The organism is Ramlibacter sp., from assembly GCF_035655895.1.
Classification (GTDB): Bacteria; Pseudomonadota; Gammaproteobacteria; order Burkholderiales; family Burkholderiaceae_C; genus Ramlibacter.
Genome location: NZ_DASRTN010000006.1, coordinates 879,163 through 902,736, shown reverse-complemented (window position 1 = coordinate 902,736; position 23,574 = coordinate 879,163). Strand labels below are relative to the sequence as shown.

At 70.5% G+C, this 23,574-nt stretch carries 21 protein-coding genes; 12 read left to right on the top strand and 9 right to left on the bottom strand.

Annotation, left to right across the window (positions count from 1 at the left end; translation table 11 throughout):
- Positions 1–3: 3 nt before the first annotated feature.
- From VFE82_RS07315 to VFE82_RS07285, 7 genes are all read right to left on the bottom strand, one after another.
- On the bottom strand, positions 4–216 hold the full coding sequence (locus VFE82_RS07315) for a twin-arginine translocation signal domain-containing protein (protein WP_324999596.1): 213 nt from the start codon (positions 214–216) through the stop codon (positions 4–6).
- Positions 213–821 carry a TorD/DmsD family molecular chaperone gene (locus VFE82_RS07310; protein ID WP_324999595.1) on the bottom strand — a complete coding sequence of 203 codons (609 nt, stop codon included), beginning with the start codon at positions 819–821 and terminating at the stop codon, positions 213–215. Before VFE82_RS07310 ends, VFE82_RS07315 begins: the two co-directional genes overlap by 4 nt.
- A 203-nt stretch (positions 822–1,024) precedes the next feature.
- Complete coding sequence (locus VFE82_RS07305) at positions 1,025–1,174, bottom strand: hypothetical protein (RefSeq protein ID WP_324999594.1); 150 nt, start codon at positions 1,172–1,174, stop codon at positions 1,025–1,027.
- A gap of 142 nt (positions 1,175–1,316) precedes the next feature.
- Complete coding sequence (locus VFE82_RS07300; RefSeq protein WP_324999593.1) at positions 1,317–4,460, bottom strand: efflux RND transporter permease subunit; 3,144 nt, start codon at positions 4,458–4,460, stop codon at positions 1,317–1,319.
- 23 nt (positions 4,461–4,483) lie between these two features.
- On the bottom strand, positions 4,484–5,863 hold the full coding sequence (locus VFE82_RS07295; protein WP_324999592.1) for an efflux RND transporter periplasmic adaptor subunit: 1,380 nt from the start codon (positions 5,861–5,863) through the stop codon (positions 4,484–4,486).
- Positions 5,864–6,006: 143 nt separating this feature from the next.
- Positions 6,007–6,468 (bottom strand): ribonuclease HI, encoded by a 462-nt coding sequence (gene rnhA, locus VFE82_RS07290; RefSeq protein WP_324999591.1) that lies wholly within the window; start codon positions 6,466–6,468, stop codon positions 6,007–6,009.
- Positions 6,465–7,235, bottom strand: a complete 771-nt coding sequence (locus tag VFE82_RS07285) for a class I SAM-dependent methyltransferase (protein ID WP_324999590.1) — start codon at positions 7,233–7,235, stop codon at positions 6,465–6,467. Before VFE82_RS07285 ends, rnhA begins: the two co-directional genes overlap by 4 nt.
- A gap of 19 nt (positions 7,236–7,254) precedes the next feature.
- Here VFE82_RS07285 and gloB point away from each other — a divergent pair, with 19 nt between their 5' ends.
- From gloB to VFE82_RS07225, 12 genes are all read left to right on the top strand, one after another.
- A complete protein-coding gene (gene gloB / locus VFE82_RS07280; protein WP_324999589.1) occupies positions 7,255–8,055 on the top strand; it encodes a hydroxyacylglutathione hydrolase in 801 nt (266 codons plus the stop codon).
- A complete protein-coding gene (locus VFE82_RS07275) occupies positions 8,052–9,578 on the top strand; it encodes a transglycosylase SLT domain-containing protein (protein ID WP_324999588.1) in 1,527 nt (508 codons plus the stop codon). Before gloB ends, VFE82_RS07275 begins: the two co-directional genes overlap by 4 nt.
- 315 nt (positions 9,579–9,893) lie before the next feature.
- The gene (locus VFE82_RS07270) at positions 9,894–10,481 is read left to right on the top strand and encodes an NAD(P)H-dependent oxidoreductase (protein ID WP_324999587.1); all 588 of its coding nucleotides are present in this window, start codon (positions 9,894–9,896) and stop codon (positions 10,479–10,481) included.
- Between the two features lie 25 nt (positions 10,482–10,506).
- Positions 10,507–11,370: a creatininase family protein gene (locus VFE82_RS07265; RefSeq protein ID WP_324999586.1), complete on the top strand. Its 864-nt coding sequence runs from the start codon at positions 10,507–10,509 to the stop codon at positions 11,368–11,370.
- A gap of 66 nt (positions 11,371–11,436) precedes the next feature.
- A complete protein-coding gene (locus VFE82_RS07260) occupies positions 11,437–12,417 on the top strand; it encodes an ABC transporter substrate-binding protein (protein ID WP_324999585.1) in 981 nt (326 codons plus the stop codon).
- Entirely contained in the window at positions 12,417–13,253 is an 837-nt protein-coding gene (locus VFE82_RS07255) for an ABC transporter ATP-binding protein (RefSeq protein WP_324999584.1), read from the top strand. Before VFE82_RS07260 ends, VFE82_RS07255 begins: the two co-directional genes overlap by 1 nt.
- A complete protein-coding gene (locus tag VFE82_RS07250) occupies positions 13,253–14,044 on the top strand; it encodes an ABC transporter permease (RefSeq protein ID WP_324999583.1) in 792 nt (263 codons plus the stop codon). The genes VFE82_RS07255 and VFE82_RS07250 overlap by 1 nt, the downstream gene beginning before the upstream one ends.
- A gap of 23 nt (positions 14,045–14,067) precedes the next feature.
- Positions 14,068–15,432, top strand: coding sequence for an FAD-binding oxidoreductase (locus tag VFE82_RS07245; protein WP_324999582.1), 1,365 nt, complete (start codon positions 14,068–14,070; stop codon positions 15,430–15,432).
- A 179-nt stretch (positions 15,433–15,611) separates the two neighbouring features.
- Positions 15,612–16,580 carry an ABC transporter substrate-binding protein gene (locus VFE82_RS07240; protein WP_324999581.1) on the top strand — a complete coding sequence of 323 codons (969 nt, stop codon included), beginning with the start codon at positions 15,612–15,614 and terminating at the stop codon, positions 16,578–16,580.
- A gap of 19 nt (positions 16,581–16,599) precedes the next feature.
- On the top strand, positions 16,600–17,652 hold the full coding sequence (locus VFE82_RS07235) for an aromatic ring-hydroxylating dioxygenase subunit alpha (RefSeq protein ID WP_324999580.1): 1,053 nt from the start codon (positions 16,600–16,602) through the stop codon (positions 17,650–17,652).
- Entirely contained in the window at positions 17,646–18,704 is a 1,059-nt protein-coding gene (locus VFE82_RS07230) for an aromatic ring-hydroxylating dioxygenase subunit alpha (RefSeq protein ID WP_324999579.1), read from the top strand. Before VFE82_RS07235 ends, VFE82_RS07230 begins: the two co-directional genes overlap by 7 nt.
- Positions 18,701–20,122, top strand: a complete 1,422-nt coding sequence (locus tag VFE82_RS07225) for an amidohydrolase family protein (RefSeq protein ID WP_324999578.1) — start codon at positions 18,701–18,703, stop codon at positions 20,120–20,122. The genes VFE82_RS07230 and VFE82_RS07225 overlap by 4 nt, the downstream gene beginning before the upstream one ends.
- Positions 20,123–20,141: 19 nt before the next feature.
- On the opposite strand, the gene VFE82_RS07220 is transcribed toward VFE82_RS07225, so the two are convergent.
- Both VFE82_RS07220 and VFE82_RS07215 read right to left on the bottom strand, forming a co-directional pair.
- On the bottom strand, positions 20,142–21,614 hold the full coding sequence (locus VFE82_RS07220; RefSeq protein WP_324999577.1) for an MFS transporter: 1,473 nt from the start codon (positions 21,612–21,614) through the stop codon (positions 20,142–20,144).
- Between the two features lie 74 nt (positions 21,615–21,688).
- On the bottom strand, positions 21,689–23,515 hold the full coding sequence (locus VFE82_RS07215; RefSeq protein ID WP_324999576.1) for a M48 family metallopeptidase: 1,827 nt from the start codon (positions 23,513–23,515) through the stop codon (positions 21,689–21,691).
- Positions 23,516–23,574: the final 59 nt, after the last annotated feature.

Sequence of the window (23,574 nt, the reverse complement as noted above, 5' to 3'; positions counted from 1 at the left end):
CCTTCAGTAGCGGGCGAGCTTGTAGTAGCGGCGCACGTGGTCCGTGACGTGGTAGCCGTCCGCTGCGGCATCCCCGGCCGGCACGGGGGTGGTCGGCGCCTGGGCTTGCACCTGCGTCGGCAGGGCCGTCGAGGCGGCACCGGCGGCCGCGGCGGCGGCCAGCCGGCCCAGGGCGTCGCGGCGCGAGCGGGACGGGATCACGGGCTTGTCGGTCATTCGGGAACGGGCTCCTGGACGAAGGCGTCCTGCTCGGACGCGAGGAAGGCGGCAGCGAAGTCGGCCAGCGGGCCGTACAGGCCCGCGCTCGGATGGGCGGCGATCTCCCGCAGGCAGCGGAACGACCAGCCGGCGATGTGGCGCTCGAGGAAACGGGCCTGCGCGGCGGGCGGCGCCCCGCCCACGATCAGCTGGGCCATGGCGTCGCACAGCGCACCCAGGTGGTCCTCCAGCTCGCGCGAGCGCTCGGCGCGGTGCAGCCCCAGGGCAACGAGGTCGCGGCGGACTTGCGCCAGCGACACGTTCATCAATGAACCGTCGACGTAGTAGGAGGCGTAGGGATTGATGTCGGGCGTGCCCAGCGCGACGAACATCGCGGCATGCGCGCGCGCCAGGCCGGCGCGCTGGCTGCGGGCCGCCACGACCAGGCGGCTCCAAGCGGCCTCGACGGCACTGTCCGACCCGCCGGACAGCGGCGCCTGCGCCGCCAGCCAGTCGGCGGCCCGCTCGTCCGCGTCGAGCAGCAGGCGCGCCAGCAGGCTGTAGACGCCTGCACGCGCCTGGTCGTCCGGGTCTGGGTCAACGAGCTCCGGACATGGCTGCATCGCTCCAGAATAGCCAGCGGCCCGCGCGGCGTGGGAACACGCTCAGACTTTGTTGCAGGTGCGCGGGAGTGGTTGCGAGAAGGCCGAGCACCCCGGGGGGCGGGTGTCGGCCGTGGGTGCCGGGTGTCGAGGCATGCTGCTGGAGCACGCAATCCACAGCGCAAGAGGTGCCGGGGAACCTCGTCCGGTGCGCCTGCCGGGCCTCAGGCGAACATGCGCCGGGCTTCGTCCGCCAGCTGCTGCCGCTTCATCACGAGCTTGGGCAGGTCCGGGTGCATCGGGTCGATCTCGCGCAGGGCCCAGCCATAGAACGCCTGTGCGAACGTCAGGTGGATGAATTGGATGATCTTCATGGACGAGATCGTCGGCGGTATGGCAGAGGCACCCGGTCGGTGCCTGCCTGAACCATTTGTCGGCCTCGCAGCGCACGCCGTGTCAGACAGCGGCGACCCATCCGTCAGCCGCCGCCCACAGCGCGAGCGGCGAGCCCATCGGCTATTTGGCGATGAGCTCGCCGTGCACCGGCGGATGCAGCTCGTCCTGGGTCTGGGCCTTGTTGGCGCCAGGCACCTTCTCGCGGGCGAACAGCAGGTAGATCGTGGGAACCACGAAGATCGTCAGCAGCGTGCCGAGCGACATCCCGCCGACGATGACCCAGCCGATCTGGATGCGGCTCTCGGCGCCGGCGCCCTTGGCCAGCGCCAGCGGGATCGCGCCCAGCACCATGGCGCCGGTGGTCATCAGGATCGGGCGCAGGCGCTGCGACGCCGCCTTGACCACGGCATCCACCTGCCCCAGCCCTTCCTCGCGCAGCTGGTTGGCGAACTCCACGATCAGGATGCCATGCTTGGTGATCAGGCCCACCAGCGTGATCAGGCCGATCTGCGAGTAGACGTTGAGCGAGCCGCCCGACCACTTGAGCGCCAGCAGCGCGCCAATCATCGACAGCGGCACCGACAGCATGATCACCAGCGGGTCGACGAAGCTCTCGAACTGGGCCGCCAGGACCAGGAAGATGAACAGCAGCGCGAGCACGAACACGATCGCCAGGGCGCCTTGCGAGCTGCGGAACTCGCGCGAGGTGCCGTTCAGGTCGGTGGTGTAGCCCGGCTTGAGCACCCGCGCGGCGGTCTGCTCCATGAACTGCAGCGCCTGGCCGAGCGAATAGTCGGGCGACAGGTTGGCCGTGATCGTCGCGGAGCGCCGCTGGCCGAAGTGGTTCAGCTCGCGCGGGCTGACGCTCTCGCTCACCTTCACCAGCGCCGACAGCGGAATCATCGTGTCGTTGCGCCCGCGCACGTAGATGCTGTCGATGTCCTCCGGCGTGGTGCGGCCGCTGGCGCGGTTCTGGATGATCACGTCGTACTGCTCGGCGTCGCGCTTGTAGCGGGTGACCTGCCGGCCGCCCAGCGTGGTTTCGAGCGCGCGCGCCACCACCTCGACCGCCACGCCCATGTCGGCCGCGCGGTCGCGGTCGACCACGATGCGCAGCTCGGGCTTGTTCAGGCGCAGGTCGACGTCCACGCCCTGGATGCCGGGGTTCTTGGCGATCTCGTCCTGCATCTGCCGCACCACGCGCGCCAGGTTCTCGTAGCTGTCGGAGGTCTGGATCACGAAGTTCACCGGCCGGTCGCGAAAGCCCTGGCCAAGCGACGGCGGCGTGATGATGAAGGCGTTGATCCCGGGCAGGCCGGCCACCTTGGGCGCCAGCTCGCGGGCGATCTCGAGCGTGGTCTTCTCCCGGTTCTCCCAGTCGACGGCGCGGTACACGACGCTGCCCTGCGACACGGTCGGGTTCCCGATGTTGGCGAACAGGCGGTCGAATTCCTTGTACTGCTGGCCCATCTTCTCCAGCGCGTTGGCGTAGCGGTCGGTGTACTCGAGCGTCGCGCCGTCGGGCGCGTTGATGTTGGCCAGGATGGTGCCCCGGTCCTCCAGCGGCGACAGCTCGGACTTCATGGTGGGCCAGACGGCGGCGATGGCCAGCGCGCTGACCAGCATCACGCCGATGACGAGCCAGCGCGCCTGCAGCAGGGCCGGGAAGCGGCTGCCCGCCCGGGCCGGCACGCGCGCCGTCAACACCCAGCGCAGCAGCGCCGCGTAGCGCTGGGACAGCGCGGTGAGCCAGCGTTCCATGGTGCGGTCGAACCAGTTCGGCCGCGGATTGTGGCGCAGCAGCTTGGCGCACATCATCGGCGTGAGCGTCAGCGCCACGAAGCCGGACACCAGCACCGCGCCAGCCAGCGCCAGGGCGAATTCGACGAACAGGCGCCCGGTGCGCCCCGGCGTGAACGCCAGCGGCGCGTACACGGCCACCAGCGTGAACGTCATGGTGATGACCGCAAAGCCGATCTCGCGCGAGCCCTTGATGGCGGCGGAGAACGGATCGAGGCCCTCCTCGATGTGCCGGAAGATGTTCTCCAGCATCACGATCGCGTCGTCCACCACCAGGCCGATGGCCAGCACCAGCGCCAGCAGCGTGAGCGTGTTGATGGTGAAGCCGGCCAGCGCCATCATCGCGAACGTGCCCACCAGGCTGACCGGGATGGTGACGATCGGGATGATGGACGCCCGCAGCGTGCGCAGGAACACGAAGATCACCAGCGCCACCAGCACCACCGCCTCGACGATGGTGTGGTAGACGTTCTTGACCGAACGGTCGATGAACAGCGAGTTGTCGTTCGCGACGTCGACGTTGACGTCGGACGGCAGATCCTGCTTGAGCTGCGGGATCATGTCCCGCACGCCCTGCGACAGGGTCAGCGGGTTGGCGGTGGCCTGGCGGATCACGCCGGCCGAGATCGCGTAGCGCCCGTTCAGCCGGGCCGAGGTGCGCTCGTCGGCGGCGGCCTCCTCGACCCGTGCCACGTCGCGGATCTTCACCGGGAAGCCGTTCACGTTCTTCACTACGATCTCGGCGAACTGCGCCGGTCGCACCAGGTCGGTCTGGGAGGTGACGCTGAACTCGCGCTGCTGCGATTCGATGCGGCCCGCAGGTACCTCGAGGTTGCTGCGCCGAACGGCGTCCTCGACGTCCTGCGTGGTGAGCCGGTAGCCCGCCAGCTTGTCCGGGTCGAGCCAGACGCGCATGGCGTACTTGCGCTCGCCGTAGATGCGCACGTCGGCGACGCCGGTGACGGTCTGCAGGCGCGGCTTGACGATGCGGTTGACCAGGTCGTTGATCTGCAGCGGGTTGAGCGTGTCGCTGGTGAAGGCCAGCCAGATCACCGGGAAGGCGTCGGCCTCGACCTTGGCGATCACCGGCTCGTCGATCGACTGCGGCAGCCGGTTGCGCACCCGCGAGGTGCGGTCGCGCACCTCGGCGGCCGCGGCGTCGGCGTCCTTCTCGAGCCGGAACCGCACCGAGATCTGGCTCTGCTCGGCCCGGCTGATCGAGGTGATGACGTCGACCGCGTCGATGCCGGCGATGGAGTCCTCCAGCGGCTTGGTGACCTGCGACTCGATCACCTCGGCGGACGCCCCTGGATAGCGCACGCTCACCGTGACCACCGGCTCGTCGATCTTGGGGTACTCGCGCACGGACAGGCGGTCGAAGCTCACCAGGCCGACCAGCAGCACCAGCAGGGACAGCACGGTCGCGAAAACCGGCCGGCGGATCGAGATCTCGGGCAGTTGCATCGCTGGCTCCTCCGCGCGGGACGTCAGTTGGCGGCGGCCGCTGCCGTGGCGCGGCGGGCCGCGGGGCGGCTGGGGGCCGCACCACCGGCTTCGGCCACCAGCGGCCGGCAGGGATTCGGGCCGGCGCGCGCCGGCTCGGCGGCCGGGCGATCGGCGACGGGGATGGCGCGGGCCGGAGCCTGCGGCGCCGGCCCCGCGGCGGCCGGGGCGGCGCCCGCACCGCCGGCGGCGGGTGCACCACCATTGGCGGCCGCCGCACCGGCGCCGTTGCCGCCCCGTCCGACGTCCATCACCCGCACCGGCGTGCCGTCGCGCTGCAGGCGCTGCTGGCCGGCCGTGATGACCAGGTCGCCCGGCTGCAGGCCCTCGGTGATCTCCACCCGGCCGGGCCGGCGCAGCCCGACCTTGACTTCGACGCGCTGGGCGGTCCTGCTGTCCTGGTCGGGGCCGTCCACCACGCGGAACACGAACTGGCGCCCGCCCTGCGGCACGATGGACTCTTCGGGCACGACCAGCGCGTTGTCGCGCTCGCCGAACACCGCGGTGACCCGCGCGAACATGCCCGGACGCAGTGCCAGCTGGCGGTTGTCGATGCAGCCGCGGATGCCGATCGAGCGGCCGTTGGCGTCCACCAGCGGATCGATCGCCTGGATGACGGCCTCCCAGCGGCGGCCGGGCAGCGCATCGGTCTGCACCACCGCGACCTGGCCGGGCCTGAGCTTGGTCTGGAAACGCTCGGGCAGCCGGAAGTCGACGTACACGGCATCCAGGTCTTCCAGGTTGACGATGTCGGCCCCGTCCTTGAGGTAGTCGCCGACGTTCACGCCGCGGATGCCGGCGATGCCATCGAACGGCGCCACGATGCGCAACCGCGCCGCCGTGGCCTCGGCCAGCGCCAGCTTGGCCTCGGCCACCTGCAGGTTGGCCGCGCTTTCCTCGACGCTGCGCTGGCTGATGAAGTTCTGCGCGACCAGCTCCTGGTTGCGCTTGTGGTTGGCGCGGGCGATCGACAGCTCGGCCCGGGCCTGCTGCATCTGGGCCACCGGCAACTGGTCGTCCAGCTGCACCAGCACCTGGCCGCGCCGCACCCGGGCGCCGTCGTTGAAATTGATCCGGGTGATGCGGCCGCTGACCTCGGGCCGCACCATCACGCTCTGGCGCGAACGCAGGCTGCCGACCGCCTGGGCATCGTCGGTCAGGCGCATGGACTCGACACGGGCGACTTCCACGGCAGGAGCCCGCGAGGGCCCGCTGGCGGCGCCGGCGGGGCCGGGCGCGGTGGCGGCGGCCGGGGCGGCGTCGAGGGGAGCCTGGCGCGGCTTGTTCTGGAACCACCAGGCAGCAGCGGACGCTGCGGCGATGCCGGCAACGGCGATCACCGTGTAGAGGGGCTTGGATGCCATGAACAACTTCGAGAGGGAGGAACCAGCATGCAGCAATTTGCATGCAAACACGTCAATGTAGCAGTCGGGTTCGACCGTTCCATGCGCAAATGCCCCTAGACCTCACGCCGCGGCCCGCCGGCGGGCGCGCTTTTACCGGACCTTTACACGGGCGGCTTGCGCCGGCCGAGCGCCACCTCGACGCCCATGTTGGCGAGCGCGTCGGCCCGCTCGTTGCCCGGGTCGCCGTTGTGGCCGCGCACCCAGCGCCAGTCGATCACGTGGCCGGACTGCTGCACCAGCGCGTCCAGCTGCTGCCAGAGCTCGACGTTCTTGACCGGGGTCTTGCCGGCGGTGCGCCAACCCTTGGCCTTCCAGCCGGGCAGCCACTCCGTGATGCCCTTGAGCACGTACTGGCTGTCGAGGAACAGCTGGACCGCGCACGGCCGCTTGAGCGCCGACAGCCCCTGGATCACGGCCATCAGTTCCATCCGGTTGTTGGTCGTGCCCGGCTCGCCCCCGAACAACTCCTTCTCGGTGGCGCCGGACTTGAGCAGCACGCCCCAGCCGCCGGGGCCGGGGTTGCCCTTGCAGGCGCCATCGGTGTACATCACGACCTGGTTCAAAGGGTCTCCTGGGTCATCTCGGGTTGAGGGCGCCGGTTGGGCAGCGGCACCGGGGCGGTGGCGATGGCCTTGGGCGGCTTCCACAGCTTGCCCACCAGCTTGATGCCGCGCACGCGCTTGGTGGCGACGATGAAATACACGGCGCCGAGGATCGGCCACCAGCGGTGGCCAAGGCGGTCCATCCAGTCGAAGCGGTCCAGCCAGTGCTCAGTCGTCAGGGCCGGGCGCCAGCAGCCGAAGTTGCCGGTCTCGACCTCGAAATTGAGCAGCCGCAACCAGTCGCGCAACCGCCGGTAGCCGATGAAGTCACCGGCGTCGGGCAGGAACAATTGCCCGAAACCGAGCTTTCTGTACAGGTGCGCCCGGCGCTGCCGCAGCCCCCAGAGGCTGGCCGGATTGAGGCACGTGATCACCACCCGGCCCTCCGGCACGAGCACGCGCTCCACCTCGCGCAGCGTCGCATGCGGATCGTGACTGAGCTCCAGGGTGTGCGGCAACACCACCAGGTCGAGGCTGGCCGCGTCGAACGGCAGCGCCGAGTAGTCGGCCAGCAGCGCCGGCCGGCGGGCGCCCGGCGGTGGCGGGGGCTCCAGATCGCGCAATCCCAGCCAGCGGTGCGGCATCCGGTTGGCAGCCAGCGCGTCGACCTCGGGCAGCCCGAGCTGCAGCGCGTGGTAACCGAAGATGTCGCTCACGGCCTGGTCAAACTGGGCACGTTCCCAGGCCAGCAGGTAGCGGCCGGGAGGGGTCTGCAGCCACTCATGCATTCCTATAATCGCATCGCTCATGAAGTTGATTCCCCTGCCCGCCTTCCAGGACAACTACCTCTGGGTGTTGCACGACGGGCGTCGGGCTCTCGTGGTGGACCCGGGCGATGCACAGCCGGTGCGCGAGTTCCTCGCGCGCTCGGGCTTGCAGCTGGACGCGATTCTAGTCACGCACCACCACGCGGACCACGTCGGCGGCGTCGATGCGCTGCGCCAGGAGACCGGCGCGGCCGTCTTCGGTCCCGCGCACGAGCCGGTGCCGCGCCCGTTCAGCCCGCTGTCCGGTGGCGACACCGTGCACGTGCTGGGCATGCGGTTCCAGGTGATCGACGTGCCCGGCCACACGGCCGGCCACATCGCCTACTTCACGGCGCAGGTGCCGCAGGACGCGGGCGAGCCGGCCGCGGACGGCGGACCTCTGCTGTTCTGCGGCGACACCCTCTTCTCGGGAGGCTGCGGCCGCCTGTTCGAGGGAACCCCGGCCCAGATGCTCGCCTCGCTCGATGCGCTGGCGGCGCTGCCGGCCGACACGCGCGTGTGCTGCGCGCACGAATACACGCTCTCCAACCTGCGCTTCGCCCGCGCGGTGGAACCGGGCAACCAGGCGCTGCTGGCCTACCAGCAGCACTGCGAGCAGGTGCGGGCAGGCGGCCAACCGACGCTGCCCGCGATCCTCGGCGAAGAACGCCGCATCAATCCCTTCCTGCGCACCCGACTGCCCGCCGTGGCACAGGCTGCGCAGGCCTACAACGGCGCCGACGCCGGGGATGACGTGGCTGTCTTCGCCGCCATCCGCCAATGGAAGAACGAGTTCCGATGAGACTTGCCCTGCACGCCGCCAGCCTGGCGCTTGCGTTCTGGCTGGCCGGTTGCGCCAGCGCACCGCCCTCCGTCGACAACGTCCCCGTCGAGGCCGGCCCCGCCGCCGTCGCGACCCCCGCGCAGGCCGAACCACGCGGCCCTGCCGTCTCCCCCAGCTCCCCGCTCCAGCAGATCACGGGGGACGACGCACGCGGCGTCACCGCGCTGCAACCGCCGACCGACCTGTGGGCACGCATCCGCGGCGGCTTCGCCATGCCAAGGCTGAGCAATGACCTGGTGCGCCAGCAGGAGCAGTGGTACGCCACGCGCCCCGACTACATCCAGCGCATGACCGACCGCTCGCGCAAGTACCTGTTCCACATCGTCGAGGAACTGGAGCGGCGCGGCATGCCGAGCGAGCTGGCGCTGCTGCCGTTCATTGAGAGCGCGTTCAATCCGCAGGCGGTGTCCAGCGCGCGGGCCGCGGGCATGTGGCAGTTCATGCCCGGCACCGGCCGCGACTACGACCTGAAGCAGAACTTCTTCCGCGACGACCGCCGCGACGTGCTCGCCTCCACCCGCGCCGCGCTGGACTACCTGCAGCGCCTGTACGGCATGTTCGGTGACTGGCACCTGGCACTGGCCGCGTACAACTGGGGCGAGGGCAACGTGGGCCGCGCGATCGCGCGCAACCAGCGCGCCGGCCTGGGCACCTCGTACACCGACCTGAACATGCCCAACGAGACGCGCAACTACGTCCCGAAGCTGCAGGCCGTCAAGAACATCGTGGCCGACCCCGACCAGTTCCGCACCGACCTGCCGGTCATCGAGAACCATCCGTACTTCGACATGGTCACGGTGACGCGCGACATCGACGTCGCGCTGGCCGCCAAGCTGGCGGACGTCGAGCTCGACGACTTCAAGGCGCTGAACCCGCAGCTGAACCGCCCCGTCATCCTCGCCGCAGGCACGCCGCAGATCCTGCTGCCCTGGGACAACGCACAGGTCTTCAGCCGCAACCTGGCGGCCTACAGCCAGGGACAGTTCGCCAGCTGGACCGCCTGGACGGTGCCGGGCACCATGAGCGTGGCCGAGGCGGCGCGCCGGGTCGGCATGAGCGAGGCCGAACTGCGCAGCGTCAACACCATCCCGCCCCGCATGCTGATCAAGGCCGGCTCGGTGCTGGTCGTGCCGCGCGCCCCCGGGCGGAAGGAGGACGTGGCGGTGCACGTGGCCGACAACGGCCAGCTGAGCCTCGCACCCGAGGTGCAGCTGCGCCGCACCTTCGTCAAGGCGGGGCGGCACGACACGGTGGCGACCATCGCCCGTCGCTACAAGGTCACGCCCGCGCAGGTCGCCGACTGGAACAACGTCGGTCCCGGCGCCGCCTTCAAGGCCGGCCAGCAGGTCGTGGTGTACATGGCGGTGCGTGCCCGGCCCGCGCCCGGCGCCAAGGCCGCCGCGTCGCGCACCCACGGCCCGCGCGCCGTGCCGGACGCGCGTGCGCGTCCCAAGCCCGTGGTGCAGCGCAAGCGACGCTGAGCGCACCCGGCCGGTGCCGGGTTCCGCCTGACGGACGGCCTGCCTCAGCCGTGTAGGAGGTAACCCACAAGTCCTGTGGAAAACTCTGTGTGAAAGCCCTGGTGCTCCGGGGCGAAGCGGCGTGGACACTGGCCCGCGCCAGATTGCCTAAAGATTGAGCGCCGGCACCGCCCGGCAGCTGGCATGTGGCTTGCGTCGCCGGCGCCGATGCACCGCCCCAACGCCCACCCGAGCCCTTCCCGCGCCACCGCGCACCGACCGCACTCTTGCGGTGCACCCGGCCCGCGGCCGGTGCATGCCGCCTGAGGACGCGCCATGCACGTCCTCGTCGTCTACTGCCACCCGGTCGAGACCAGCTATGCCGCCGCGCTGCACAAGACGGTGGTCGAGAACCTGCTCGCCGCCGGCCACACGGTCGACGACTGCGACCTGTACGCCGAGCGCTTCGACCCGGTGATGTCGCGCGCGGAGCGGCTGGGCTACCACGACGTTCCGCGCAACCGCGAGCCGCTGGCCCGCTACGTGGAGCGCCTGCAGCGCGCCGAGGCGATCGTCTTCTGCTTCCCGACCTGGTGCTTCGGGCTGCCCGCCATGCTCAAGGGGTTCTTCGACCGGCTGCTGATGCCCGGCGTCGCGTTCGACATCAGCGACCCGGCCGACGTCAGGCCGATGCTGACCCACATCCGCCGCATCTCCGCCGTGGTCACCTACGGACGGCCGCGCTGGATGGCCTGGTTCATGGGGGACCCGCCGCGCAAGATGGTCACGCGGTACATGCGCCGGCTGACGGGCAACCGCGCCCGGGCCGACTTCCATGCGTACTACCACATGAACGTGGCCACCCCTTCGGGGCTGGCGCGATTCCTGCGCAAGGTGGGACAGGCCTTCGCGCGCTTCGCGTGAGGCGCGACCACCGGAGACCACTTCCATGCTGCACGGCTTCATCCCGCCCCACCGCTTCCTTCCCTACCTGAGCTGGACCGCCATCGACGCGCTGCCCGACAAGGCTGACACCGTGATCGTGCTACCCGTCGGCGCGATCGAGCAGCACGGCCCGCACCTGCCCTGCTCGGTCGACAGCGTCATCTCGGCCGGCGTGCTCGGCAAGGCACTGGAGAAGCTGCCGCCGGCGGTGCGTGCGTTCGGCCTGGCGCCGATCACCTACGGCAAGTCCGACGAGCACCTGCACTTCCCGGGCACCATGACCCTGACCGGCCCCACGCTGCTGGCGACCGTCACCGAACTGGGCGAGTCGGTGTACCGGGCGGGGTTCCGCAAGCTGCTGCTGGCCAACGGCCATGGCGGGCAGCCGCAGGTGCTGGAGATGGCCGCACGCGAACTGCGCCTGCGCCACGGCGACTTCGTGGTCGTCCCGTTCCATGTCTCGCGGCTGCCCAATGCATCGGGCAGGTTCGTCTCCGACGAGGAGAAGCGCCTGGCCATGCACGCCGGCCATTCGGAGACTGCGCTGATGCTCGCGCTCGCGCCGGAGACGGTGCACATGGAGCGCGCCGTGGCCAACGTGCCGCCGCCCTTCCCCAGCAAGCTGCTCTCGCCGGACGGCCGGCCGGCGTGCGCCTGGACCGCGCGCGACTTCGGGCCGAGCGGGATCATCGGCAACCCGCTGGGTGCCACCCGCGAGCAGGGGCTCGAGATCCTCGACACCCTGTCCGACAGCTGGGTGCAGGCGATCACCGACCTGGCGCGCATGCGCTGGATCGAGCGCGAGGCCGCCTCGTGGGGCCATGGCCACCAGCACGGCCACATCGAGCGTGCCTCCAGCCTGGCATGACGCGCGCCGCGAGCTGGCCCGCCTCTTGCTGAACGTCCGCGTCACTTCATTCCCTGGAGGAGTCCCATGACCCCGATCGCCCGCACCCTGCTTGCCACCGCCCTCGGCCTCGCCACCTGCGCGGCGGCGCAGGCGCAGGACAAGCTCACCTACATGACCAACTGGTATGCGCAGGCCGAGCATGGCGGCTTCTACCAGGCGGTGGCCACGGGCCTGTACAAGAAGCATGGCCTCGACGTCACCATCAAGATGGGCGGGCCGCAGGTCAACACGCTGCAGCTGATGGCGGCGGGGCAGGCCGACTGCATCATGGGCTCCAGCGACATGCAGATGATGGTGGCGCGCGCGGGCGGCCTGCCGGTGGTCACCGTGGCGGCGGTCTTCCAGAAGGACCCGCAAGTGCTGATCTCGCACGACAACGTCAGGAGCTTCGAGGAGATGAAGGACAAGACCATCCTCATCGCCCCGTCCGCGCAGCGCGGGTACTGGCTGTGGCTCAAGAGCCGGTACGGCCTCAAGGACGAACAGACGCGTCCGTACACCTTCAACATCCAGCCGTTCGTCGCCGACAGGAACACGGTGCAGCAGGGCTACCTCACGTCCGAGCCGTTCGCGATCCAGAAGGCCGGCGTGAAGGCCAACACGCACCTGTTCGCCGATCACGGCTGGAGCTCGTACGCCACCACCGTGTCCTGCATGGAGGAGACGGTCAAGAGCCGGCCCAAGGTCATCGAGAACTTCGTGAAGGCGACGATGGAGGGCTGGAAAAGTTTCCTGGCCGACCCGGCGCCGGGCGCCGCACTGATCCGCAAGGACAACCCGAACATGACCGACGAACAGATCGCCTACAGCGTCGGCAAGCTCAAGGAGATGGGCATCATCACCTCGGGCGACGCCAGGAGCGCGGGCATCGGCGTCATCAACGAGGCGCGCGCCAGGCAGAACCACGCGTTCCTGGTCGACAACAAGCTGATCGACGGCACCAAACTGAAGTTCGAGGACGCCTTCCGGCTCGACTGGGTCAAGACCGCGAAGGTGCTGCCTTGATGCGCGAACCGTCGCCCGAAGCCCTGCGGGCCGCAGCCTCCGGGGCCGAGCCGCCGATGCCGGCGCTGGAGGTCCTGTCGGCGCACAAGACCTACCCGAACGGCACCATCGCGCTGCAGCCGGTGGAGCTCACCGTGCAGGAAGGCGAGTTCATCACCCTGCTCGGCCCGTCCGGATGCGGCAAGAGCACGCTGCTGAAGATGGTCGCCGGCCTGCTGCCGCCCACCGACGGCCGGCTGCTGCTCTGGCGCAAGCCGGTCCAGCAGCTGGACGAGACGGGTCGCCGCATGGCGTTCGTGTTCCAGTCGCCCACGCTCATGCCCTGGGCGACGGTGGCGGCCAACGTGCGCCTGCCGCTCGACCTGGCAGGCGTGCCGCGCGCGCAGGCCGAGCAGCGGGTGCAGGACGCGCTCGCGCTGGTCGGCCTGGCCAGGTTCGCCGCCGCCCTGCCGCGCAACCTGTCCGGCGGCATGCAGATGCGCGTGTCGATCGCGCGCAGCCTGGTGGTGCAGCCGCAGCTGCTGCTGATGGACGAGCCGTTCGGCGCGCTCGACGAGATCACCCGCCACAAGCTCGATGCCGAGCTGCTGTCGCTGTGGCGCGAGAAGAAGCTCACCGTCATCTTCGTCACCCACTCCATCCACGAGGCGGTGTTCCTGTCGACCCGCGTGGTGATGATGGCGGCCCGTCCGGGCCGCATCGTCGAGGAGATCACCATCGACGAGCCCTATCCGCGCACGCCGGACTTCATGGTCACGCCGCGCTTCGCCCAGTACGCCCGCCAGCTGCAGGACAGCCTCCTGCGCGCCAGCCAGGACACCGAGGAGGCCCTGTGATGAACGGACCGACGTTGCGGGCCCAGCGCCTGCTCTACCCCGCTCTCGTCGCGGTCGTGCTGCTGGGCGGCTGGCAGGCCCTGGTGAGCGGCCTCAAGCTGCCGCCCTACCTGGTGCCCTCCCCGGTGCTGATGCTGCAGACCCTGGTGACGGACTGGGCGGCGCTGTTCGGCGCGCTGCTGGTCACCTTGAAGATCACCGTGCTGTCGTTCGCCGTCGCCACGCTGGTCGGCGTGCTGATCTCGTTCGTGTTCGTCCAGAGCCGCGCCATCGAGACGGCGCTGTTCCCCTACGCGGTGCTGCTGCAGGTCACGCCGATCGTCGCGGTGGCGCCGCTGATCATCATCTGGGTGAAGAACCCCACGGCGTCGCTGGTGCTGTGCGCCGCGCTGGTGGCGCTGTTCCCGATCATCAGCAACACGACGCTGGGCCTGCGCAGCGTCGACCCCGACCTGCAAAGCTACTTCGCGCTGAACCGCGCCGGCCGCCTGCAGACCCTGGTGCGCCTGCGGGTGCCCAGCGCCCTGCCGTACTTCTTCGGCGGCCTGCGCATCTCCAGCGGGCTGGCGCTGATCGGCGCCGTGGTTGCCGAGTTCGTCGCCGGCACCGGGGGCGCGGCCACCGGCCTGGCCTACCAGATCCTGATGGCGGGCTACCAGCTGAACATCCCCCGCATGTTCGCCGCGCTGCTCCTGATCTCCCTGACCGGCGTCGCCCTGTTCGTCCTGATGGCCTGGCTGTCCAAGCTCGCCCTGGGCTCCTGGCACGCCAGCGAACTGTCCCGCGACTGAAGCAGTCCCTGTCCCGGATCCGCATGAACGCCCCCGTCCACCCCATCGAACACCTGCACGCCGAACTGTCCGACCTGGACTGGATCACCGACGAAGGCCGCATCGCGCGGCTGTCGCAGGACTTCTCCTGGTTCAGCCCGGTCCTCAAACGCCAGCTCGAGGACAAGCGCGCGCAGGCCGTGGTGCGTCCGCGCAGCGAGGACGAGATCCGCCGCCTGCTGGCGTCGTGCGCGCGGCTGCGCGTGCCGGTGACGGTCCGCGGGAGCGGCACCGGCAACTACGGGCAGTCGACCCCGCTGCAGGGCGGCGTGGTGCTGGACATGAGCGGCTACAACGCCTTCCTGTGGGCCCGCGACGGCGTCGCGCGCGCGCAGGCAGGCATCCGGCTGTCCGACCTGGAGAAGGCCACCCGCCCGCTCGGCTGGGAACTGCGCTGCCTGCCCAGCACCTGGCGCAGCGCCACGCTCGGCGGCCTGTTCGGCGGCGGCTTCGGCGGCATCGGCTCCATCAACCACGGCCCGCTCGCCTCGCGGGGCAACGTGCTGGGCGCCAAGGCCATCACGTTCGAGGAGGAGCCCCGGCTGGTGGAGCTGCGCGGCAGCGAGGCAATGCAGCTGCACCACATGTGGGGCACCAATGGCCTGGTGCTCGAGCTGGAGATCGCGCTGGCACCGTGCCACGACTGGACCGAGCAGATCGTGGTGTTCGACACGTTCGAGGCCGCGCTCGGCTTCGGCGATGCGGTCTCACGGGCCGCCGGCATCGTCAAGCGCGAGCTGTGCGTGCTGTCCGCGCCCATCCCCGACCTGCTGCGGCAGCTGGCCGATCACCTCCCGGCCGGCTGCCACGCCGCGATCGTCGCCGTGGCACCGGCGAGCGAACCTGCCTTGCAGGAGACGGCGGCCCAGTTCGGCGGCCGCGTCAGCTACCGGCGCAGTGCCGAAGAGGTGCGCGCGGGCAACCGCACCCTGCTCGAATTCACCTGGAACCACACCACGCTGAACGCGCTGAAGGTCGACAGGACGCTGACCTACCTGCAGAGCGCCTTCACTGCCGGCCAGCACCTCGAGCAGGTGCGCCGCATCGATGCACTGCTGCGGGGCGAGGTCCTGATGCACGTGGAGTTCATCCGCAACATCGACGGCCACATGACCTGCACCGCCCTGCCCTTGGTGCGCTTCACCAGCGAGGAGCGGCTGCAGGAGATCATGCGCCTCTACCGCGACAACGGCGTGCGCATCAACGACCCGCATGTCTTCATCGTCGAGGACGGCCGTGCCCAGGGCACGCTGGTCGATGGCGCCGAGGCGATGAAGCAGCGCTTCGATCCGCACAACCTCCTCAACCCCGGCAAGGTCCGCGCCTGGGGCGGCGGCGCGCCGGTCTAGCGGCAGCGGTTGCACGCACACGCGCGGCCGCCGCCGCTGGCACGCCCTTTGCGAGACCCTTTGCAGAGTAGAAGCTGGCAGCGGCGCGATGCCGTGGGTCATTGCTCTGGTGGCGGGGACGTCGTCCCGCCGTGCACCTTGCAGGTGCAGTGTGTTCACAACATGACCGGAGAAATCTGATGCGATTCGGACCCCTCGTCACCGGCCTTGCCCTGGCCACGGCCGCCACCGTGGCCCATGCCCAGGACAAGGTCACCATCCTCACCTCCTGGTATGCCCAGGCCGAGCACGGCGGCTACTACCAGGCGATCGCCACCGGCCTCTACAAGAAGCACGGGCTGGACGTCACCGTCAAGATGGGCGGGCCGCAGGTCAATGCCGTGCAGCTGATCGCCGCCGGCCAGGCGGACTTCATCATGGGCAAGGACTTCCAGACCCTCGCCGCCATCGAGCAAGGCGTGCCACTCGTCACCGTCGCCGCGCTGTTCCAGAAGGAGCCGCAGGGCATGGTGACCCACCCCGACGTCAGCGGCCTGGGTGACCTCAAGGACAAGCCGGTGCTGATGGCCACCAGCGGCCGCAGCACCTGGTGGCCGTGGCTGAAGGCCAAGTACGGCTACAAGGACGAGCAGGCGCGTCCCTACAGCTTCAGCATGCAGCCGTTCTTCGCCGACCGGAACGTGGTGCAGCAGGGGTTCCCGACCTCCGAGACCTACCTCGCCGAGAAGGCCGGCCAGAAGGTCAAGTTCTTCCTGTTCGCCGACGACGGCTATCCGCCCTACGGCAACACCATCGTCACCACCCAGAAGATCGTGCGCGACAGGCCCGATGTCGTGCAGCGCTTCGTCAGGGCCACCATCGAGGGCTACAAGAGCTACCTGGCCGACCCGGCGCCCGGCAACGCGCTGATCAGGCAGGAGAACCCGAAGATGGAGGATGACCTGATCGCCTACGGCGTCAGGCGCATGAAGGAGATCAACTTCCTGGGCTCCGGCGATGCGGCGAAGCTGGGCGTGGGCACGATGACGGACGCCCGATGGAAGCAGACCTACGACCTGATGGTCGGCAGCGGGCAGATCAAGCCCATCGCCAACTGGCAGCAGGCCTACACGACACAGTTCGTGAAGGACCTGAGGATCATGCCCTGAGCCGGAAGGAGCACCTTCCATGCTCGTGACCAAGCAACCGGTGCTGCGGCGCTTCTGGTACGCCGTGATGCCGCTGGACCGCCTCGACGCGGGCCCGCAGCCGTTCACCCTGCTGGGCGAGGACATCGTCCTGTGGAGGCAGGCCGACGGCACGCCGGCCGCCGTGCGCGACCGCTGCTGCCACCGCACCGCCAAGCTCTCGAAGGGTTTCGTCGACGGCGACCACATCGTCTGCGGCTACCACGGCTGGACCTACGACTGCAGCGGTGCCTGCGTGCGCATTCCGCAGCAGCCGGAGCTGGCCATCCCCGCGGGCGCCCGCGTGCCCGCCTACCGCTGCCAGGCGAAGTTCGGCTATGCCTGGGTGTGCCTGGGCGAGCCGCTCGCGCCGCTGCCCGAAGCCGAGGAGGAGGCGCGGGGCGACCGCCGCATCCACCAGTTCGACGAGACCTGGTCCACCGGGGCGCTGCGGCTGATGGAGAACTCGTTCGACGCGGCGCACTTCGCCTTCGTGCACAAGGGCACGTTCGGCCAGGGCGACCAGCACAAGCCCGAGAACTTCTCGATCACCGAGACCGGCTACGGCTTCGAGGCGTCGATGGTCATCCCCATCAACAATCCTCCCGAGTCGCACCGCATCACCGGCAGCACCGAGCCCACGACCCGCAGGCAGTTCTCCAACCAGTGGCACCTGCCCTTCCTGCGCAAGCTGGGGCTGGTGTACCCGAGCGGCATCCGCCACACCATCTTCACCTGCGCCACCCCGATCGACGACCACCGGATCCGGCTGATCCAGTGGCTGTACCGCAACGACACGGAAGCCGACTGCCCGGCGGCCCTGCTGAACGAGTGGGACACCCGGGTGGTGCTGGAGGACCGCGCGATCCTGGAGTCGGTCGAGGCGGATGCGCCGGTCGACGTCGCCCGCCGCGACGAGCAGGCCATGCTCAGCGACCGGCCCGGGATGATCATGCGCCGGCGGCTGCTGGAGCTGCTGCGCGCCCACGGCGAGACCGAGGTGCACGGCTGGCCGGCCGCGTCGCCGCAACCGAAGGAACAAGCGCCATGCTGACCACCCGACAGAACGTCCTGCGCCGCTTCTGGTACGCGCTCATGCCCATCTCGATGCTGGACGACGGCCCCAGGCCGTTCCGCCTGATGGGCGAGGACATCGTGCTCTGGAAGCAGGCCGATGGCACTCCGGCCGCGGTGCGCGACCGCTGCTGCCACCGCACTGCGAAGCTCTCCAAGGGCTTCGTCGAGAACGGCAACCTGGTGTGCGGCTACCACGGCTGGACCTACGACTGCACCGGCACCTGCGTGCGCATCCCGCAGCAGCCCGACCTCGCCATCCCGGCCGGCGCGAAGGTCTCGGCCTACCGCGCGCAGGAGAAGTACGGCTACGTGTGGGTCGCGCTCGACGACCCGCTGCGGCCGATCCCGCACTTCCCGGAGGACGGCGCGCCGGGCTTCCGCCGCATCTTCCAGTTCTACGAGGAGTGGAAGACCTCGCCGCTGCGCATGATGGAGAACTCGTTCGACAACTCGCACTTCTCGTACGTGCACAAGGCCAACTTCGGGATCCTGGAGAACCCCAAGCCGGCGCCCTACACCTTCACCGAGACCGAGTACGGCTTCGAAGCCGAGACGCTGGTGCCGGTCCGCAACCCCGAGCAGAGCCACCGCATCACGGGCACCGCGGACCCGGTCACCAACCGGCACCTGGTCAACCGCTACTTCCTGCCATTCAGCCGGCGCTTCGGCTGCACCTACCCGGCGAGCGGCCGTGCGCACATCATCTACAACTGCGCGACGCCGATCGACGACGACCGCATGATGCTCGTGCAGTGGCTGTACCGGAACGACACCGAGGCCGAGTGCAGCACGCAGGAGCTGATCGACTGGGACGCGCAGATCACGGCCGAGGACCGCGACATCCTCGAAGCCACCGATCCGGACGCCTGCGTCGACACCAGCCGCCGCGCCGAGTTCCACATGGCCTCCGACAAGCCCGGCCTGGTCATCCGCAAGCAGCTGCTGGCGCTGCTGCGCGCGCACGGCGAGGAGGAAGTGCACCGCGGCTCCCACCAGGCACGCACCATCCCCATCGCACCCGCCGCATGAACCTCCTGATCCGCAACGCCGCCGCGATCCTCACCGGGCTGTCCGGTGCCGAGGCACGCCACCGCGGTCCCGACATCCGCATCCGCGACGGCCGCATCGAGGCCATGGGCACCCTCGCGCCCGAACCCGGCGAGTCGCAGCTGGATGCCACCGACTGCGTGGTCTACCCGGCCTGGGTCAACACGCACCACCACCTGTTCCAGTCGCTGCTCAAGGGCGATCCGCTGGGCCTGAACGCCACCTTGTCACCCTGGCTGGCCGCCACGCCCTGGCGGCTGCGCCCGCATCTGGACGAGGGCATGTTCCGCACCGCCGCGCGCATCGGGCTGGTGGAACTCGCGCTGTCGGGCTGCGGCACGGTGGCCGACCACAACTACCACTACTGGCCGCACATGCCGTTCGACAGCTCGGCCGTGCTGTTCGAGGAGGCGCAGGCGCTCGGCCTGCGCTTCGTGCTGTGCCGCGGCGGCGGCACGCTGTCGCGGATGGCGTCCGCCGACCTGCCGCCCCCGCTGCGCCCGGAGACGCTGGACGGCTACCTCGCCGACATCGAACGGCTGGCCGCCCGCTTCCATGACCGCGCGCCGGACGCCATGCAGCGCGTCGTGGTCGCGCCGACGACGCCCCCGCATTCGATGCGGCCCGACGAGCTGCGCGAGACGGCGGCACTCGCCCGCCAGCTCGGTCTGCGGATGCACTCGCACCTGTCGGAGACGGTGGCCTACCACGACGCGGTGCACGGGCAGCACCGACGCAAGCCGGTGCACTTCTGCCAGGACGTCGGCTGGGTGGGCAACGACGTGTGGTTCGCCCATCTGGTCAAGCTCGACGACGACGAGATCGCATTGCTGGGGGCCACCGGCACCGGCATCGCGCACTGCCCCCAGAGCAACGGGCGCCTGGGCAGCGGCATCGCCCCGGTGCGCGCGCTGGAGGCGGCGGGCGTTCCGGTGTCGATCGGCGTCGACGGCGCGGCCTCCAACGAGGCGGCCGACATGCTGTCGGAGACGCACGCGGCCTGGCTCATGCAGCGGGCCCGCGCCGGCGAGGCCGCGGTGGCCGTGCACCGGGGCGGCCAGGGCGAGGCCGAGGCCGCCGCCGCGGCGACGGTCGAGGACGTGGTGCGCTGGGGCACGGCGGGCGGCGCCCGGGTGCTGGGCCTGCCGGCGATCGGCACGCTGGCGTCCGGCCAGGCCGCCGACCTCGCCGTGTACCGGCTCGACGACGACCCGCGCTACTTCGGTCTGCACGACCCCGCGATCGGCCCCGTGGCCAGCGGCGGCCGCGCGACGCTCGAGGCACTGCTGGTCGGCGGCCGGGAGGTCGTGCGCCGCGGCCGCCTGCCCGGCGTCGACGTCCCGGCACTGGGCCGGCAGGCCCGCCAGGCCGTGCAACAGCTGCTCGCCGCCGCGGCCTGAGGCCTGCCGGGCAAGTTCGTCAGGCGGGAGCGTCGGCCGCGGGCGGCTGGCTGCGCAGGCTCATGCGCGGCGCCCGCGCCGCCGCGACGGCGGCGAGCGCCGCATACACCGCGAGCACGCCGAAGACGATGTGGAAGGCATGCGTCACGGCCGCCGGCGACAAGGTGTCCAGCGGCAGCGTGGCGCCTTCCCGGCCCACCGGCCGGACGTTCAGCAGGGCGAACGCCAGGCCGCCGAACGCCGCGGTGCCCACCGACGCCCCGGTCGAGCGGGTCAGCGACAGCAGGGCGGACGCCGCGCCCAGCCGCTCGCGTCCGGCCAGCATCTGGGTGGCGATCTGCGCGCTCGGCATGACCGTGCCGAAGCCGACACCGCACAGGGCCGAGGCGATCGAGATCAGCAGGTGCGAGGGCGGCAACAGCGCCAGCGCCGCCAGCGCGACCGCGGCCGTGCCCAGGCCCCAGGGCGGCAGCACGCCGCTGCGCTGCGTCCGGGCGCTGTAGCGCGCGTTCAGGGTCGAGCCCACCACCATGCCCACCGTCAGGGGCAGCAGCTGCAGCCCGGCGCCAGCCGCGCTGGTGTTCTGCCCGACCTGCAGCCAGATCGGCAGCAGGAAGACCAGCGCGAACATGGTGCCGGAGAACCCGAGGATGGACAGGCAGACCCAGGCGATGCCGGGCACGCGCAGCACGTCCAGCGGCAGGAACGGGAACGGATGGCGGCGCTGCTGCCAGGCCAGCACCGCGCCGGCCGCCAGCGCCAGCCCCGCGAGCGCAGCGCTCGGCTGCGACAGCAGGTCGAAGCGATGCCCGACCAGGCTGAGCCACAGCAGCGCGCTGGCGGCGCACAGCGTGAACAGCAGCACGCCCCAGGGATCGAACGGCGCATTCCGGCTGGCCGAGCGCGCCGGCGGCGGCAGGCTCATCACGCGCCAGACGGCCAGCAGGCCCAGCGGCAGGTTGGCCAGGAACAGCCAGCGCCAGTCGCCATGGTTGACCACGAAGCCGCCGACCACCGGCCCGCCCACGCTGGACACGGTGAACACGGCAGCGAAGTAGCCCTGGTAGCGCGGGCGCTCGGCCGGCGCGACCAGCTCCCCGATGAGCGCCTGCGACAGCACCATCAGCCCGCCGCCGCCCAGACCCTGCAGCAGCCGCGCGCCGATCAGGCCGAGCATGGACGAGGCCATCGCGCAGGCCAGCGACCCCGCGATGAAGATGCCCAGCGCCACCAGCAGCACGTTGCGCCGGCCGTAGCGGTCGCCCATCCGGCCGTACAGCGGGGCGGTGATGGTGGCCGCCAGCAGGTAACCCACCGCGATCCAGGAGGTGTTCGAGAGGCCGCCGAGGTCGCGCGCGATGCGCGGGGTGGCCGCGGCCAGCAGGGTCTGGTCCACCGCCGCCATGAACATCGGCAGCATCACGGCCGTGAACAGGGCCCCGAAGCTGGTCGGGTGGCCGGCGGCAGTCAGGTCCCGGGAAGTGGCAGCCATGCGGATCGCGATCCTAAGCGCCCGGGCGGCGCCCGCTTGTCAGCGGCGACCGCTCCGTGCGGCGCGCCCGGCCCTCAGTCCCGGCCGCGCGAGACCTGGTGGCGGTGCCAGTACTGCGCGACGGCGGCGTTGAAGGCGTCCTTCTGCTTGCCCAGCCCCGACAGGCCCAGCTTGCGCGTCTTGTGGCCGACCATGCCCTTGTCGTTCAGCGTCACGGTCAGGCTGTCGCCGAAGGAACTCTCCTGGTATTGCAGGTCCTTCACGTCGTCCCAGGGCAGCTCGGGTTCGCCGTCCGGCGCGATGCCACGGTGGTTCACCTCGATCCCGCCCTTCTTGAGCGCGAAGGTGACCGGCGGGAAGTACTTGAGCACGACGGCCAGCTCGTCCTCGTTGCGCGGCCAGTAGCGGTAGGCCAGCGACAGCTCGTGCTGCTGGGCGAACGCCGCCTCGTAGGCGGACCACAGCCGCTGCTCGATGGCGTCGCCGCTGGCGATGTCGTCGGCCCAGCTGCCATGGGGCGGCGCGCTCACGGTCTTGCCGTACGCGTCGGGGTCGAGGTGGAAGCCGACGTTCTGCATGCGTTGCACCAGCGGCGGATGGCTGTCGAACGGATGCGGCACGTGCGCCGCGTGCATGTCGTCCACGAAGTCGTCCGAGCTGGCGTAGCGGTGCAGGCCGCCAGCCACGCTCTCGGCCAGCCCGAGCCGCCCCTGGAGCTTCTTGCGGCTGTCGAACAGGCTGCTCTCGATCACGCCGCGGTAGTGCGAGTACGCCATCACCTTGACCAGCGCCTCCACCACCGCCTGCGGCGACACCAGCCGGGCCGCCGTGCGGTCGGCCTTGAACTCGCGCTCGCGGCTGTCGCGCGACAGCGCCACCTGCAGGATCAGCCGGTACAGCTGCATGAACGGCCACACCAGGCGGGTCAGGCCGCCCCCGGCCATCGCGTCGACGTAGTGGTCAAACTGCACCAGGCGCGGGCCCAGCTGGGCGCTGGCGCGCGTGTCGCCGCCGCGGAAGTGCGCCAGCTCGTGGCCCAGCACCGCGTCGGCCTGCGATCGGTCGAGCACCTTCAGCAGCGGGATGCTCACGTACAGGCAGCGGCCCTTGAGCTCCTTGCCCCCGACGCGAAGGCCGGCTTCGGTGACGAAGAAGTTGGCGTCGATGCCGGCGACGATGTGGTCGGGCGGCGCCGTCTTCATGCGGCGCGCGATCTCCTGCACCCGCCGCCACAGGCGCGGGGCGTCGGCCTGGCCCACGGGCTCGCCGACCACCTCGTTGTCCAGCCGCGGGCGCCGGAAGATGCCCATCACGACCATCCCGATCCCCAGCAGCACGAACACCGCGGCCAGCAGCACCAGCTTGACGAAGTACTTGTGGAAGAAGAAGGCGGTCACCCAGTAGGACAGCCAGAGGCACATCGCGCCCTGCAGCGCGACTTCGGCGGCGCTCCCGAGCATCAGCAGCCGCCAGCCGGCCACCAGGCTCCACAGCTGCGCCGACCGGCTGAGGAACGCCAGAGCGCCGAGGGCCCCGACGCCCGCCAGGATGGCCGCGCCCAGCACGAGCGTCCAGAGCGAGGCCTTGCGGGCGAGGTCGAACTGCCACACCGGCGCCCAGGTGGCGCAGGCCGCCTGGCGCAGCGTCCGGGCCTCGGGATGGCCGTCGTCGCAGATGGACGACAACGGGTGGCGACGGAACCCCTCCAGGACCTGCTGCGGCTCGTCGGACGACAGCTTGCCGGCCAGCAGCCGGTCCTCGACCGTCCGCAGGTAGTCGCGGTCCTGGACCGACTGCACATGGCGCACGAACCCGTAGGTCAGGGCTGGAATCGTGAACAGCGCCAGCACGGCATACAGCAGCACCTTGGCCAGGTCGCTGCCGATGGAACTCCCTCTCATGGACTCTTCTCCTCCTCGTCCGCGGCCGGCCTTGTCGCGACCGCTGGTCGGGTCATGGC

Excerpts from the sequence above, each read along its gene's own strand:
- VFE82_RS07315 (WP_324999596.1), bottom strand. The coding sequence starts at position 216 with ATGACCGACAAGCCCGTGATCCCGTCCCGCTCGCGCCGCGACGCCCTG.
- VFE82_RS07310 (WP_324999595.1), bottom strand. The coding sequence starts at position 821 with ATGCAGCCATGTCCGGAGCTCGTTGACCCAGACCCGGACGACCAGGCG.
- VFE82_RS07305 (WP_324999594.1), bottom strand. The coding sequence starts at position 1,174 with ATGAAGATCATCCAATTCATCCACCTGACGTTCGCACAGGCGTTCTAT.
- VFE82_RS07300 (WP_324999593.1), bottom strand. The coding sequence starts at position 4,460 with ATGCAACTGCCCGAGATCTCGATCCGCCGGCCGGTTTTCGCGACCGTG.
- VFE82_RS07295 (WP_324999592.1), bottom strand. The coding sequence starts at position 5,863 with ATGGCATCCAAGCCCCTCTACACGGTGATCGCCGTTGCCGGCATCGCC.
- VFE82_RS07285 (WP_324999590.1), bottom strand. The coding sequence starts at position 7,235 with ATGCATGAGTGGCTGCAGACCCCTCCCGGCCGCTACCTGCTGGCCTGG.
- gloB (WP_324999589.1), top strand. The coding sequence starts at position 7,255 with ATGAAGTTGATTCCCCTGCCCGCCTTCCAGGACAACTACCTCTGGGTG.
- VFE82_RS07275 (WP_324999588.1), top strand. The coding sequence starts at position 8,052 with ATGAGACTTGCCCTGCACGCCGCCAGCCTGGCGCTTGCGTTCTGGCTG.
- VFE82_RS07270 (WP_324999587.1), top strand. The coding sequence starts at position 9,894 with ATGCACGTCCTCGTCGTCTACTGCCACCCGGTCGAGACCAGCTATGCC.
- VFE82_RS07265 (WP_324999586.1), top strand. The coding sequence starts at position 10,507 with ATGCTGCACGGCTTCATCCCGCCCCACCGCTTCCTTCCCTACCTGAGC.
- VFE82_RS07260 (WP_324999585.1), top strand. The coding sequence starts at position 11,437 with ATGACCCCGATCGCCCGCACCCTGCTTGCCACCGCCCTCGGCCTCGCC.
- VFE82_RS07255 (WP_324999584.1), top strand. The coding sequence starts at position 12,417 with ATGCGCGAACCGTCGCCCGAAGCCCTGCGGGCCGCAGCCTCCGGGGCC.
- VFE82_RS07250 (WP_324999583.1), top strand. The coding sequence starts at position 13,253 with ATGAACGGACCGACGTTGCGGGCCCAGCGCCTGCTCTACCCCGCTCTC.
- VFE82_RS07245 (WP_324999582.1), top strand. The coding sequence starts at position 14,068 with ATGAACGCCCCCGTCCACCCCATCGAACACCTGCACGCCGAACTGTCC.
- VFE82_RS07240 (WP_324999581.1), top strand. The coding sequence starts at position 15,612 with ATGCGATTCGGACCCCTCGTCACCGGCCTTGCCCTGGCCACGGCCGCC.
- VFE82_RS07235 (WP_324999580.1), top strand. The coding sequence starts at position 16,600 with ATGCTCGTGACCAAGCAACCGGTGCTGCGGCGCTTCTGGTACGCCGTG.
- VFE82_RS07230 (WP_324999579.1), top strand. The coding sequence starts at position 17,646 with ATGCTGACCACCCGACAGAACGTCCTGCGCCGCTTCTGGTACGCGCTC.
- VFE82_RS07225 (WP_324999578.1), top strand. The coding sequence starts at position 18,701 with ATGAACCTCCTGATCCGCAACGCCGCCGCGATCCTCACCGGGCTGTCC.
- VFE82_RS07220 (WP_324999577.1), bottom strand. The coding sequence starts at position 21,614 with ATGGCTGCCACTTCCCGGGACCTGACTGCCGCCGGCCACCCGACCAGC.
- VFE82_RS07215 (WP_324999576.1), bottom strand. The coding sequence starts at position 23,515 with ATGAGAGGGAGTTCCATCGGCAGCGACCTGGCCAAGGTGCTGCTGTAT.